Below are 13,129 nucleotides of genomic sequence, written 5' to 3'. Positions count from 1 at the left end.
ATGAGTTGGAATTGGTCCAGTCTGGAAACTAAGAGACCCGGCGACGAGTATTGAGTTCAACAAGCTCTGCGGAAGTTTCGTTCGTGATGAATTCCTCTTTGATACCTAAGCGCGCACGTTTTTCTGCCAACAAATGTTTCCAAGCGGCATAGGCTTCACGGTTCTGGGGATCAATGGAAAGCTTTTCGAGCAGTCTTAATTCGGTTTCCGTATTAGCTTTCAAGGCGCGATAAAAATAGTCGTACGTCATTGAAAGATCACGGAAGTCGTCTTCTTGAGGAATCACGTAGTCTTCAATATGCCATTGTCCTAGCATAAGTTGATGCATGTGATTTTCCATTTTAATAAGTGGAGCCAAAAGATTTTTAGTCATGCGGATACTCAGGAATAATGTCACTCCAGTGATCGCAATCAAACTTGCACCTAAGAAAACACGCAACCAAACCATCTCGCGTTCAAGGTGCTCGACTAGACGGGGTTGAGTATCATAAGCCAACGTTTTGAACAGTTCATAGTTTTGAGAGATGAAATAATAAGCGGGAATAAAGAATAAAAGCGCGCCACCTGCAAATGCTGTGATCATGTACCAAGAGTACTTGTACTGAAACGCCTTATTTAAGATGAACCTTTTACGTCCGTTACCGTGGGGAACTCGTTGAGGTTCAATAACTCTTCTTCCGTATAGCATAGTCACCTTATCGGTGGGTTGAGTTTTCTTTCGAGTCCAATTATTCTCAAAAAAAGACAAAACGCACCGAGGAGAACTTTTATGAGAATAACATGCGTAAATAAGCTTGGGCTGTCCGGTTTTTCAGGGACATTGGTCCTGATTGCCTTGCTTATGCAGGCGGCAAGTCCTGCGGTGGCCCAGAATAAAACCGCACCATTGGTTGATGACAAGTACTCCTTGAAAGCAGATCGCGAAGCCTTGGATAAATTACGTCAAAATATCCCTGCAGAAAAAAAGGCAGATAATGACGAAAAAGCTTTCATGGATCAAATGATGTCGGACCTGACGAAATCTCCTGCGGATGTGCGCAATAAGTTCAGTTCGATTTTGAACAAAAAACGGGATCTTTTCAGTAAAGATATGACAAAAACCCGCGAAGCTTTTTCAAAAGCCCAATCTGACGAGCGAAGTGCTTTCACAAGATCCCAAACTGAACGTCGCGAGAAATTTGCCAAGGGCAAAGTGACATCCGCAGAGCGTACCGAATTCTATTCGAAGCTCGATGCCGAACGAAAAGAGTTCTATTCTGCGCAAAAAGAAAAACGGGATGCCTTCGAGGAGGAAACTAAGAATAAGCGCAAAGACTTTGATGACTATATTCGTAGTAAAAACGATGAGTTCAATCAATTACATCGCCAATACACTCAGCGCTACCAAGACAATAAAAAAGCTCAAGAAGACCTAAAAAAACAAGCCGCTGAGAAGAAGAGAAACTTAGAGAAAGACCTAGAAAAAGAATACGAAAACATCAAAAAACAACCAGCAACAAATCTAACCACTGAATAGGCAAGGCCGTACCCCATAAGTAGTTACTTACCTGAAAAGGTACGCGCTTACTTGTGAAGGTAAGGCCGCCTATTGGCGTTTGAAAAGTTCTTTGTGGATTTCCATTGTTAGAGCAAAAAGATTGTTTTCCTGAATTGCAGATAGCTTTTGGAACTCTATGCCGATGTATTGATAACCTTCTTCGGTTTTAACGTGACGGACTTCGGCCTCTAATTCGATCGGGGAGTTCTTGTTGATAAGAAGTTTGCCTTTTACCGCGTCATTATTTTTAAAAGAAGTGCCAGGTAATTTTTCAACCAGGCGACAGCCTTGACTGCTTAGATCACCCAGTTTGCAGTGGATGTTGGCCGCAGATCCATTGATTTCTGTGACATCGAAAAAAGCCTGATAGCTTTGCGGAATGCGAACACGATAATTTTGACGGCGTTGCAGGTGAAACATTTCTGTGGGTAGCGAGAACTGACAACGATTGGAATAAACGGTAGCCGTGCCTTCGAAATAATATTTTTCGCCACCTAGAAAAAAGTATCCCAGGAATTCTTCGCCATTGTTCAGAATTTCAGTGGAATTAAAAAGACATTCTAAATGCATCGATTTTGAATGCCAGTGCACGGCTTTAAGTTTTACCAGACTTTCAGTTTTGCCTTTGCAGAGGACTTCCCCTTGAGCCGAAGCCAGGTCGACGAAAAGTTTTATCTTTTCGTCATCACGACTCAGTTTTTTGAAGATTTCCTGATCCAAACAGTAACCTCGTGCTTATTGTGATGAAGATGCACGACATGTGCATTCTCCAACTCTTGAAACTTTCTAAGAGTCTCAAAGTCGGTCCCACCCTGAAATTTTATAGTGCAAACGAAGTTTTGGCAAAGTCCTGAACGCTGCCATTCTAAAACTAGCTCCAAGAGCTTCGCCGGATAGCAGATAATATCGGAAAAGAACCAATCGATGGCTCCGATATTAGCGGGCTTAACCGTAAAGGCGTTAGTTTTAATAAATTCGATACGTGGCAAACGTGCGATTTTTTCGTCCAACGGTGCGCGATCAATACTGACCACATCACAACCAATCTGCTGTAAAACCCATGTCCAACCACCAGGACAACTTCCAAAGTCGACCACGCGTTGACCCTTTTCAGGCTTTACTCCATAGACTGTGAAAAGCTCCCACAATTTTAAATAGGCACGGGAAGGAGGATTTTCTTTATCTTCGTTAAAGGCGACTTCGCCCAGCGGGAACAGAGAATTTGTCGTGCTGGAAACGACCATAGTGTTTTTATCGATCAGGGTCCAGGCACCCAATGGGTCTTTGGGAAGCTCGCTTAAAAAGTTCATCACGCGCGGACGAAGTTTTGGCAGCTGATCCTGAATAAGTTGAGCACGGCGATGATTATCGAAAGAATAACATGCCCACAAAAGCCCGCGGCTTTTTAAAGCTTTAACGGCCTGTGAAATAGATTCGAACTGAATGATTTCAGCATTCGTCCAAATGTGTTGGGCCCACACAGAGGTCTGGATGGGCCCATCGGTAAGAACCAGGTTGCCATGGACTGCGGTGATATTCTTGAGTTCCGCCTGGAGTTCTGGCAAAAATTTTTCTGGAGCAAGATATGCGATCATGCCGCCTTAGTTGCCACAGCTGGAGTAAGAAGTCCACGGCTGTTCCAAACATTCATGGCTTCACCCCAAAATTTCTCCTTAATTTTCACGTCTGCAGGTCCCATCTTAATTTTAGGGAAGTCCTGCTTTTCAAAATGCTCTACGAATTGAGCTTCGCCGCCGGCGCGTACGATCTTCATCATGAGATTGAAGTGCGTTTCTGTGAAGGACTTAGCATCCACCAACATTTTTCTAAGACCTGATTCGGGTGTGTGAGCTAAAAAGTTATAAAGACCGGCTACGTCGTACTGACTCATTCTGATACTCCCTTTTATTTGGTTGCATCTCTATTATCGGAATTTGATACATGTTCTTGAGCCCCTGCGGAGGACCTTCGTCCAGCAAAGGTCTAGGTAAGGTCCAGTCCCGTCGAGGACGCCTTAAGTCTTAGGACCCGACTCCGATCTAGGAGCCATGACAAAACAAAACACTACTAAAATCTTGTTGGCTGCCTTGGTAACTCTTACTCTTAGCAATACAGCGTTCGCAATGGCAAAAAAGCCGGCTGACTCTGGTGACGACGACACGTCGACATCAACACCTTCGACACCTTCCACTCCGACAAATCCTGAACCTCCTGCAACGACGGGTTCGATTGTTCCCGCGGACTTTGATGTTTTCACTGAGGTGGCAGGTCCAGTGGGTAAGTTGGTGGACAGTATCTATCAAACATACCGCGAGTTGATCCCAGAGCGCGATCAAACATTGGCTTACAAAACCGACAACACAGATATGAATGTCGACAGTCGTTACCGCTTTGCAGATCGAATCGCTTACGCGATCGAACTTAAAATGAACCCTTCAAAAGCAGGTTTGGGGTATGTAGGTTCATCATATGGTATGAGCAGCTCGGAAAGCTCTTATTTGGAGACGAGTTTGATCTCTCATCCTTTGTGTACTGTAAGCTCAACAAGTTTGTCTAAGACCTTGTCCAGCGGAAAAGTTCCATCAGCTTCGACAATCACTAAGCTAAATACTTTTGCTAATAAAATGAATGAATACCGTCGTGGTGCATTGAATGGTGATCGCACTTCGTTTGTTAAAGCTACCAAGCTTTGGACAAAATTGATGATGTGCATGTCATATACTGAGTCTTTGACGACAGCTGATACATCGACATCTGGAAAAGTTGCTACTAAGTACGCTCCGTCAGGTTACCGTCGTCCAGCAGGTGTGCTGTTCTATGAAGACCCTTATCAAGATGCTGCTTCCAAATTGAATATTGGTTTATTCCAATTCACTCCGACAGCAAGTGGCAATGTTCAAGCTTGTATCCGTGAGTGGAATAAGATTTATCCTAAAAACACAATCAGTACTTCGGCATCTCAAGCAGAAATGATCCGCGTGTTGGGTAGTGCTATGCAAAGCTTCAATGCGTTCTGTGGTGCTGCCAAGATCACAGGTATGTTCTCTGTACAGGTTAATACTGCTAAGTCCAGCTTCACACATCCATCGAATCTTCAGTCGAATGGTTCTTTGAAACTTCCAACAGATCGTTGCGTAAGTCCGCACTTTGCAGCAGGGAAGTCCTACAATCACTTCGGTCCGTTGCAAAATTCAACGGGTTCAAACTTGAATGAAGTGATGAGTTGCGCTTTGAATGGGGATTACTAAGCCCAGTAAGATAGAAAATTAAGAAATAAAAAAGCCCGATGGAAATCGGGCTTTTTGTTATTAAGTCGAATAATTTTTATTTCATTCCTAAAAGAGACAAGTTCTGAGTCATACGACTTAGAAGACCATTCAAAACTTTCTTCTCTTCATCATTGAACTGACCAAAGAAGTTTCCAATCCCACCGTACCACTCAGGCGCAATTTCTTTGAGGGTCTCTTCACCTTTTCCAGTCAATTTGATCACGAAAGAGCGACCATCTTTTTCGTGTGTCTTACGTTCTACGAGTTGTGCTTTCTCAAGACTATTGATTAGACCGGAAATCGTCGCTTGTGTTACTCCAACTTTTTGCGCAATCTCAGAAGGCATGAGACCCGCAGGAGCTTTGCGAAGGATAACCAGCAAAGTATATCTGCCTGGAGATAAATTCCAACGCGCGAAGAAGTTATCATACTTGGTCTCAAGATCAGTCGCGACTTTTCTGAAAAGAAGATGAGAGTAAAGTGAAGCAATATCAGCATTCGGACAAAGTTCACGCGCGTTCTGTTGTAGTTCTTCCTGGGACGGAATTGTTTGGATGAATAGCTTAGCCATCAAGGCCTCCAATCGAGCAAAGTTCGTATTCAATGAGACACTTTTTAGGACCCCATTGACAGTAGTTAGATACCTAACTATATTAATTAGGTACCTAATGAAAATCAACAAAAATGGTGAAAAATGAAAAAGATTAAATTCGCAGCCGCAATAACAGCTCTCTTGTGCGCTCCAGCGGCGGTGCAGGCTGAAACTCTTTCACTCGCAGATTCGCTCAATCTCGCCAATGGCAACTCACCTCAGGTGAAGCGCGCTGAAGCGGCTAAAGATGAGGCAAGTTGGAGAAAAGTTGAAGCATACTCTCAATTTCTGCCGCGCTTAACTGTTAGCGGATCTCATCTTTTGGATAATAAATTTATGGTGGAGACACTGAACTTCGCCGGTAATCCGACAACGATCGAACTTATTCAGCCTTATACAATCTGGTCAGCACGTGCAGAGTGGTTGGTGTTTGATGGTCTCGCAAACTATGATCGCTACAGATCTATGACTTACGGTGCGAACGCTGCAGAAAAGGAAGCCGACTGGGCCAAGTTTCAGATTAATGAAGAAACAAAGTTGAAATTCTATCGTGCGCTGGCGGCAATCGAGTTAGAAAAGGTATCGAATCAGAACGTAAAAACTTTGGAAGATCACTTGGATCGCGCCAAAGCGTTTCGTAAAAGTGGTGCAGGTACAAACTTTGACGTCCTTCGTGTCGAAGTTCAGCTGAATGAAGCACAATCTGAAAAACTAAATGCAGAGGATAACACAATCTTGTCGCGCCAAAATCTTTTGGTGGGTTTGGGAGTGGAAGACGGTGGACAAACGCTGGCAGGGGCTTTGCCGATTCCGGACGCTCAAAAAGTCGCTAATCTAAAAAAGCCCGCGAAAATCGAGCGACTTGATTATCAAGCCCTGACAGATCGTGAATTGGCTGCACATAAAGCTTGGCTGGCCGCTTATAAGCATTGGGTTCCAAGATTCTCGGTTTTTGGGCAAGCGGATTACTACAACAATATTAGTAAAGGTTTGACGGACCAAGATTTTAACAATGCTTACTCTGTGGGTGTTGCGATGACTTGGAATATCTTTGATGGTTTTGCTTCGACGGCGCAATCAGCTCAAGCAGACGCACGCCAAGTGCAAGCGAAAGAAGTCACTCGTCAGGCCAAACTTAAAGACAGTTATGATTTTGATTTTTGGAAGCGTCGCTACTTGTATTCTGCGGCTTTGTACAAAGCAAAAACCGTTGACGTAGAAAAAGCGCAAGAAAGTGTTCGTCTGGCAACTCAATCCTTCAAAGCGGGAACTCGCACGAGTTCAGAAGTTTTGGATGCGGAACTTGATTTGTTCAGAGCGCGCGCAGGCCTTGTGAATGCCCAAGTAAATGCGGCAGAGGCATTGGTTAGTTTAGAATTGTCCCTCGGGAAGGAACTGTAATTTTATGACAAACGTTAATAATAAAAAGAAAAAAGTGATGATGGTCGCGGTCCCTGTGTTGGTTATCGCAGCAGCGGTCTTTGGTTACTATGAGTGGTCTCATGTATCCACAGACAATGCTCAGATTCAGGCTCACACCTTGATGCTCTCTTCGAAAGTTCCTGGCATCGTCGTCGAAGTTTTGGTGCAAGATAATGATCCTGTTAAAGAAGGTCAGGTTCTGGCCCGCATCGATTCTCAAGACTATAAGAACTCGGTAAAACAAGCGGAAGCAGATCTTGAAGGTGTAAAAGCTAAACTTCATGATGCGGAAGCCAACTATAAACGTATGGGTGAACTTCTTCGTCAAAACGTTATTTCTAGATCTCAATTTGACAACGCAGAAGCCACTTTCCGCGAAGTAAGCAAAAAAGTTCAAGCGATCCAAGCGCAAGTTGCAAACGCTCAATTGAACGCAAGCTACACGGAAATCAAAGCTCCAACGGATGGTCGCATTGCGCGTAAATCTGTGGAACCAGGTATGGTGATTCCTCCGGGACAACCTTTATTTGGTTTTGTGGAAAGCAGCTCTCGCTGGGTGATGGCAAATTTTAAAGAGACAGAAATCACTCATATCGAAAAGGGTAAACCCGTAAAAATTGAAGTGGATGCTTTGCCTGGACAAGAGTTCAAAGGTGAAGTTGAAAGTCTTAGCCCGTCGACGGGTGCGGTGTTTTCTCTTCTGCCGCCGGACAATGCGACGGGTAACTTTACGAAAGTTGTTCAGCGTGTTCCGGTGAAGATCAAACTTTTGGATCTGACTCCGAACGATATTGAAAAGCTACAAGCAGGTTTGTCTGCAAACGTGTCTATCAAAGTGCACTAATAGGTTACGCAAATACCAAATAGGTCACTTCTCCGCTAACCACGGAGTTTAGACAGACCTGAGAGGTTGTTAGTTTTATGAATACCAAATCTAGACTGGTCATCCTTGTTGCTGTGATGGCCTCCTTGCTAGAGATTATCGATAGCTCCATCGTAAATGTGGCGTTGCCAACTATGATGGGGAACTTGGGTGCCACACTTGAAGATATCAGTATGGTCATCACGGGTTATGCGATTGCTAACGCGATCGTTCTGCCGGTGTCTGCGTGGCTGGGAAATCGTGTTGGACGTCGTAAATATTTCTTAAGCTGTATCGGGCTTTTCACACTTACATCTGTTGCGTGTGGTTTTGCTCCTAATCTTTATACGTTGATCTTTTTCCGTATTTTGCAGGGTCTTGCAGGGGGAGCATTGCTTCCGACTTCGCAAACGTTGATTTACGAACAATTCCCGAAAGAAAAAGCGGGTACTGCCGGTGCGATCTTTGGTATGTCAGTAATGATTGGGCCCACATTGGGCCCAACATTAGGTGGCTGGCTGACAGATACTTTCGGTTGGAGATCTATCTTTAACGTGAATTTGCCATTGGGGCTGATCGCGATTGCAATTGGTTTGATGGCGATTGAAAATCCGCCTTTTGCAAGCGGAGCTAGCGAAGGTAAAAAACCATTCGACATTTGGGGCCTGGTTTTTCTGGTCACGGGGATTGGTTGTTTGCAGTACATGCTAGAGCGCGGTGAATCCAATGACTGGTTTGATTCGAAACTGATAGTGTTTTGCGGAATCATGACCGCTGTGTCGTTACCGATGTTCGTTTGGTGGGAAACAAGAGTTAAAGCTCCGATCATGAATGTTCGCTTGTTCTTAAATGGCATCGTTGCGAATGGCGCCGCTTTGCAGATGATCTTGGGTTTCTTTTTGTACGGATTGGTATTTATCTTGCCAGTTTTTGTCGGCCAAGCTTTCCATTATGACGCCACTCAAACGGGAATGCTTTTTATCCCGGGTTCGATTTGTACAGCTTTGATGATGCCGTTCATCGGAAAAATGTTAGGTAAAGGAGTTAATCCTAAGATTCTGATTTCGGTTGGATTCTTAGGTGTTATGACTTCGATCCTCATGTTCACACAGCTTTCGTCGATGTCTTCAAAAAGTGATGTGCTTTTAGGATTGTATGTTCGTGGATTTGCCATGGCCTTCTTGTTCGTACCAATTAACTCGTCGATCTTGTCTCAATTTAGTGGAATCACGATGGGTGAGGTGTCTGGTATTTTGAATTTATTCCGTCAAATTGGTGGCAGTATCGGTATCGCTTTTGTTGGTACGATGATGACGAAATTCAGCAAACAGCACTATGCTGATATGTCTCCACACGTGACTTTATTGGATCATAATACTTGGACAGCTTATAATTCTGCTAAGTCAGGAGCCCACATGAGTCAGTCCATGGGTATGGCGACGCAAGCCGAGATGGCGATTCGTTCTTTGTATGGTCGTGTGCAAGCACAAGTTTTTATGCTGACCTTCCAAGAGATCATGTTTATCATGATGACGGTGGTCGTATTAGCTTTCATCCCATTATACCTTCTGAAGTTCAAAAACAAGGCCGTCAAAGTTGTAGACGCCCATTAATCAATCTAGCGTGAGATCACAGATACCTTGTATCAAAAGTGATCTCACGGAAGTTCCTGGAATTAAAAAGAAGTCACTTATTCTTCAATGAAATCAAGTTGTCTCCTTGATTTACCGATTAAAGGTAACACTCCGGGGGGAATGTTCATGAACAACCGAACTTATAGATTGGTATCTACCTTTGCACTTTTTGCTGTGCTCAGCGTTGGTTATCAAAACTGTGCTGAGAACGTAAATTTCGGATTGTCTCAAGATGAGATGGCCAGCCAGTCAACGGGTATGGGTGCTAACTCCATTCAATTAAATGGGGGAGCTCTTTTTACAACTGACAGTGCCGTGACTGTAAACATCGCTTCACAAAACGCGACAGAGATGTATATCACGAATGACTCAACTTGCAGTTCGGGCGGTTCGTGGGAGAAAGTCTCCAACTCTAAAATTTGGCCATTGAAAAGCCAAAACGCGTTGAACAGCGTTTACGCTAAATTCAAAAAAGTAACTCAATTAACAACATTTGAATCAGACTGTGTGAACGCTTCGATCACGCACGACGATATTGCTCCGGCTGTGTCGATCACGCAAAAACCAGGTGCTATGGTGGCTTCACCAGCTGCTACTTTCGGTATGCGAATTGATGATGATTTGTCGGGATTGGATCATTTTGAATGTTTGCTAGTTGGTGAAGCTTCTTTCAGTAAATGTGGGGATGTAAAAAACTATTCTAAGGTTTCTGAAGGTCAAAATCGTTTCCAAGTTCGTGCGGTAGACCGTGCTGGCAACCGTTCAGTGACAGTTGAATACGGATGGTTGGTCGACACGACTGCTCCAACAGTGACAATTACTAATAAACCAGATGCTATTGCGGCTTCCAGCCAAGCCGTATTTAATTTCACAGGTGCTGACAGTGGCTCTGGTATCGCGGGTTATCAATGTGCTATCGAAGGCGGTAACTATGTGGCTTGTACCTCTCCAGCAGTTTATTCGAACTTGCTAGAAGGTGGTCACGTATTCACAGTTCAATCTATCGATAAAGTAGGTAACGTATCTGTTCCTATGAGTTACACATGGAAAAGCCAAGGTTCTTCTACAAATGACTTCTCTATTATTGGTATCACGGGTGGTAACGACAACGTGAAAGACGGTTACCTTGGCAGCATCTTGCAACCAACAGTACACTGGACAGCTTCTGCCGGTGCAGTTGCTTACCGTGTCTCAATCACATCGGATGCGGCAGGTACTGCAGCAGTGTGTGATGAGGTGCAAACACCTGCAACTTCATTGGCCTTGAGCTCTTGTACATTAAAAGACGGACAAACTTACTATGCTCGCGTGGCAGCTTATACAAGCGCAAATGCGATCAAAGTTGCTCCGACTTATAAGTTTGTGGTGGATGTAACTGCGCCAGTTATTACGATCAGTGCTCCTACGATTTCTGAAGACCAAAAAACAGCTGTGTTCACGCCATTCTCTATCGTGGATTCTATCTCCGGTATTGATACGGCAAGCTGTATCCGTACTTTCGGTACAACATCTGAAGCTGTTGCGAACTGTCAGACTTTGACAAAAATCACTTTCACGAATCTTGTGACTGGTGACCATGTCCTGACAGTGACTGCGAAAGATAAGGCCGGCAACTCTGCCTCTAAAGTAGTGAATTTCACAGCTAAAAAAGTCGTATGTGATCCATTCTCTGCAAGTGGTATCGCTTGTAAACAGGGTTGGAAAGGCAACATCTTCTATTTCCCTGGTACAACTTCAGGTTGGACGTCATTGGCTAAATACTTCAGTGAAGGTGTTGATGCTGGTGTGATCCTTTATATGTCTAAAATCTTTGTTCCGGTTCGTACATTCTCTAACGGGTTCCCAACGACTGACGGTGACCTTGTTAAGAAAAAAGCCGCTGACGGCGGTGCGAACTTGGTTGAATGGTTTGCATTAAGACTGGGTACGATCATGAAACTGGGTGCTACAGATTCAGCGGGTTACTATCAATTCGCCTTGATTTCGGATGACGGTTCTAAGTTGTATATTGCGCCTAAAGCAGGTGGTACATATGCGACCGTGATCGACAACGATAATGCTCATAGTGCGACCATGAAGTGCTCAACGTCTGCGATCTATATGGATGCGAATTCCAGAATGCCTGCGAGACTTGAATACTTCCAAGGTCCTCGCTATCACATTGCGGTGACTTTGATGTACAAAAAGGTTTCTAGCGCTTCTCCGGCGGTCGCCTCACCATGCGGTTTGGTTGATTCGAACTTCTACGGTACGATCGACAATACAAGTGGTGATTACACAGGCTCTAAATACCAGCAAGCTCTTGATGACGGCTGGAAACCAATGGGCACGGAAAACTTCTTGTTGGATGAAACAATTCCGAACTAAGAATCAAAGCTAAAAAATGAGTAAAAAAAAAGGGAAGCGAAATGATCTGGGCCCCAAAAAGGGAACAGGTAAAAAAGGCTGCTTAGTTAATCGAACCCCGATATTCAATCGGGGTTTTTCCTTTTAATGCCCATTGCGGTCGTTGGCTATTGTAATATTTAATATATCTGTCAATTTCGGCGCTTAATTCTCTGATAGTTAGACAGCTAGAACTGTTCAGCTCGTCTTTCAGGTGGCCAAAGAAGCTTTCTATCGGTGCATTATCCAAACAATTTCCTCGGCGTGACATGGATTGTTTAATATTTAGAACGCTTAGTATTCGACGATAACTTTTGCTCGTATAAACAGCACCTTGATCTGAGTGAATCACCAAATTTTTGCGCTTTGCTGGAGAAACTTTTTGAAGTCGCTCTTTTAGTCCTTGCGTAACTAATGCTACGTCAGTGTTTGTAGAAACGCTGTGATAAACGATCTCTCGAGTTGCAAGATCCTTTGTCGCTGACAGATAAGCTCTTTGGGAACTTCCATAATATAAATGTGTCACATCTGTTGAATATACTCGATCAGGCTCTTCGACCTTAAAATTTTGCTGAAGAATATTGGGTAAAACGCGATGGACTTCCTTAGCCAGAATAAACTTAGAATTTCTTTTACGTCTAACCGTTGCTTTCAGACCTAGCGATCTTAAAATTCTTCGGACTTTCTTTAAGTTCATGATCAACCCATGTTCTCTCAATAAATACATCTTTACACGTCGAGATCCCCATTTACTTTTTCCTCGGGCAAAGACCTCAAATATGAGCTGCTCATCTGCATTTAGCTGAAAAGATCTTTTCTTGTGCCATTTATAATATCCTCCGCGAGAGACCTTGGCTGAAGAGCAAAGCTTCGATAAAGACATTGATGGACATTCAGACTTCGCCTTGAAAACTATTTCGTATTTTTCTTTTTTGCTGAGACGGCTTCCAAGGCGTGGAGCTTTTTTAAAAACTCATTTTCCGTGCGCAGATAATGCAGCTCTTCTTCCACCGTCTTGAACTTTTGCGAGCGAGATCTGCCTCGACGTTCATTATCTAAGTTCTTTACCCCATACTCATCAGAAGCTTTAATCCAGCGATCTATGGATTTACGTGGATATCCTGGTTCAAACTCCGAGATATCGACTTCAGCCTTAAGGAAAATGTCATCGGCCAAATGGCCGTTTTGAAAATCCTTAATCGCCTTAATTTTGAATTCTTTGGTGAACTGAATGTTGGATTCAGTGACCTTTTTGATGTTGGGATTACGCTCGTATCTCGCCTTGTCCCTTATTTTGTTTCTCATGAGTCTCCAAATGTAAAAGCCCCAACTTATCATAGTTGAGGCCTTTTCTATCTGTCTACTTTAAGGGGCCCAGATCAAAAGCTTCCCTTTTTTTATCCCGAGGTAACAGTTCCCTTTTTTAGG

General features: G+C 43.7%; 13 protein-coding genes. 6 read left to right on the top strand and 7 right to left on the bottom strand.

The genetic code is table 11. The features are described from left to right. Nucleotides 1-28: 28 nt before the first annotated feature. Entirely contained in the window at nt 29-688 is a 660-nt protein-coding gene (locus tag B9G69_RS01005; protein ID WP_141096959.1) for a hypothetical protein, read from the bottom strand. 81 nt (nt 689-769) lie between these two features. Between B9G69_RS01005 and B9G69_RS01000 the strand changes: the two genes are divergently transcribed. Then, nucleotides 770-1,516 carry a hypothetical protein gene (locus B9G69_RS01000; protein WP_254916972.1) on the top strand — a complete coding sequence of 249 codons (747 nt, stop codon included), beginning with the start codon at nt 770-772 and terminating at the stop codon, nt 1,514-1,516. 69 nt (nt 1,517-1,585) lie between these two features. On the opposite strand, the gene B9G69_RS00995 is transcribed toward B9G69_RS01000, so the two are convergent. The 3 genes from B9G69_RS00995 to B9G69_RS00985 are packed head-to-tail and all read right to left on the bottom strand — an operon-like array spanning nt 1,586 to nt 3,428. After that, nucleotides 1,586-2,257 carry a flagellar brake protein gene (locus B9G69_RS00995; RefSeq protein ID WP_088616438.1) on the bottom strand — a complete coding sequence of 224 codons (672 nt, stop codon included), beginning with the start codon at nt 2,255-2,257 and terminating at the stop codon, nt 1,586-1,588. Further along, a complete protein-coding gene (locus B9G69_RS00990) occupies nt 2,230-3,132 on the bottom strand; it encodes an SAM-dependent methyltransferase (RefSeq protein ID WP_088616437.1) in 903 nt (300 codons plus the stop codon). Before B9G69_RS00990 ends, B9G69_RS00995 begins: the two co-directional genes overlap by 28 nt. Beyond that, a complete protein-coding gene (locus tag B9G69_RS00985; protein ID WP_088616436.1) occupies nt 3,129-3,428 on the bottom strand; it encodes a hypothetical protein in 300 nt (99 codons plus the stop codon). The genes B9G69_RS00990 and B9G69_RS00985 overlap by 4 nt, the downstream gene beginning before the upstream one ends. Before the next feature lie 157 nt (nt 3,429-3,585). Between B9G69_RS00985 and B9G69_RS00980 the strand changes: the two genes are divergently transcribed. After that, nucleotides 3,586-4,785, top strand: a complete 1,200-nt coding sequence (locus B9G69_RS00980; RefSeq protein WP_088616435.1) for a hypothetical protein — start codon at nt 3,586-3,588, stop codon at nt 4,783-4,785. 76 nt (nt 4,786-4,861) lie between these two features. Here B9G69_RS00980 and B9G69_RS00975 read toward each other — a convergent pair whose 3' ends face one another. Beyond that, entirely contained in the window at nt 4,862-5,377 is a 516-nt protein-coding gene (locus B9G69_RS00975; RefSeq protein ID WP_088616434.1) for a MarR family winged helix-turn-helix transcriptional regulator, read from the bottom strand. 123 nt (nt 5,378-5,500) lie between these two features. Between B9G69_RS00975 and B9G69_RS00970 the strand changes: the two genes are divergently transcribed. The 4 genes from B9G69_RS00970 to B9G69_RS00955 all read left to right on the top strand — a co-directional run bounded on the left by B9G69_RS00970 (nt 5,501) and on the right by B9G69_RS00955 (nt 11,683). Next, on the top strand, nt 5,501-6,799 hold the full coding sequence (locus B9G69_RS00970; RefSeq protein WP_088616433.1) for a TolC family protein: 1,299 nt from the start codon (nt 5,501-5,503) through the stop codon (nt 6,797-6,799). Between the two features lie 4 nt (nt 6,800-6,803). Then, nucleotides 6,804-7,664 (top strand): HlyD family secretion protein, encoded by an 861-nt coding sequence (locus tag B9G69_RS00965; protein ID WP_088616432.1) that lies wholly within the window; start codon nt 6,804-6,806, stop codon nt 7,662-7,664. A gap of 77 nt (nt 7,665-7,741) precedes the next feature. Further along, nucleotides 7,742-9,295, top strand: coding sequence for a DHA2 family efflux MFS transporter permease subunit (locus tag B9G69_RS00960; protein ID WP_088616431.1), 1,554 nt, complete (start codon nt 7,742-7,744; stop codon nt 9,293-9,295). Nucleotides 9,296-9,442: 147 nt separating this feature from the next. Continuing rightward, entirely contained in the window at nt 9,443-11,683 is a 2,241-nt protein-coding gene (locus B9G69_RS00955) for a hypothetical protein (RefSeq protein WP_088616430.1), read from the top strand. A gap of 82 nt (nt 11,684-11,765) precedes the next feature. Here the strand turns inward: B9G69_RS00955 and B9G69_RS00950 are convergent, their stop codons facing one another. After that, the gene (locus tag B9G69_RS00950) at nt 11,766-12,617 is read right to left on the bottom strand and encodes an IS3 family transposase (RefSeq protein WP_254917089.1); all 852 of its coding nucleotides are present in this window, start codon (nt 12,615-12,617) and stop codon (nt 11,766-11,768) included. After that, nucleotides 12,614-13,006 (bottom strand): hypothetical protein, encoded by a 393-nt coding sequence (locus B9G69_RS00945; RefSeq protein ID WP_088616428.1) that lies wholly within the window; start codon nt 13,004-13,006, stop codon nt 12,614-12,616. Before B9G69_RS00945 ends, B9G69_RS00950 begins: the two co-directional genes overlap by 4 nt. Nucleotides 13,007-13,129 lie beyond the last annotated feature (123 nt).

Source organism: Bdellovibrio sp. SKB1291214 (assembly GCF_002209355.2).
Taxonomy (GTDB): Bacteria; Bdellovibrionota; Bdellovibrionia; order Bdellovibrionales; family Bdellovibrionaceae; genus Bdellovibrio.
The sequence above is the reverse complement of the archived record's forward strand: the minus strand, read 5'-3'. Positions and strand labels throughout refer to the sequence as shown.

Coding starts and splice junctions, on each gene's coding strand:
- B9G69_RS01005 (WP_141096959.1), bottom strand. CDS start 688: ATGCTATACGGAAGAAGAGTTATTGAACCTCAACGAGTTCCCCACGGT.
- B9G69_RS01000 (WP_254916972.1), top strand. CDS start 770: ATGAGAATAACATGCGTAAATAAGCTTGGGCTGTCCGGTTTTTCAGGG.
- B9G69_RS00990 (WP_088616437.1), bottom strand. CDS start 3,132: ATGATCGCATATCTTGCTCCAGAAAAATTTTTGCCAGAACTCCAGGCG.
- B9G69_RS00985 (WP_088616436.1), bottom strand. CDS start 3,428: ATGAGTCAGTACGACGTAGCCGGTCTTTATAACTTTTTAGCTCACACA.
- B9G69_RS00980 (WP_088616435.1), top strand. CDS start 3,586: ATGACAAAACAAAACACTACTAAAATCTTGTTGGCTGCCTTGGTAACT.
- B9G69_RS00975 (WP_088616434.1), bottom strand. CDS start 5,377: ATGGCTAAGCTATTCATCCAAACAATTCCGTCCCAGGAAGAACTACAA.
- B9G69_RS00970 (WP_088616433.1), top strand. CDS start 5,501: ATGAAAAAGATTAAATTCGCAGCCGCAATAACAGCTCTCTTGTGCGCT.
- B9G69_RS00965 (WP_088616432.1), top strand. CDS start 6,804: ATGACAAACGTTAATAATAAAAAGAAAAAAGTGATGATGGTCGCGGTC.
- B9G69_RS00960 (WP_088616431.1), top strand. CDS start 7,742: ATGAATACCAAATCTAGACTGGTCATCCTTGTTGCTGTGATGGCCTCC.
- B9G69_RS00955 (WP_088616430.1), top strand. CDS start 9,443: ATGAACAACCGAACTTATAGATTGGTATCTACCTTTGCACTTTTTGCT.
- B9G69_RS00945 (WP_088616428.1), bottom strand. CDS start 13,006: ATGAGAAACAAAATAAGGGACAAGGCGAGATACGAGCGTAATCCCAAC.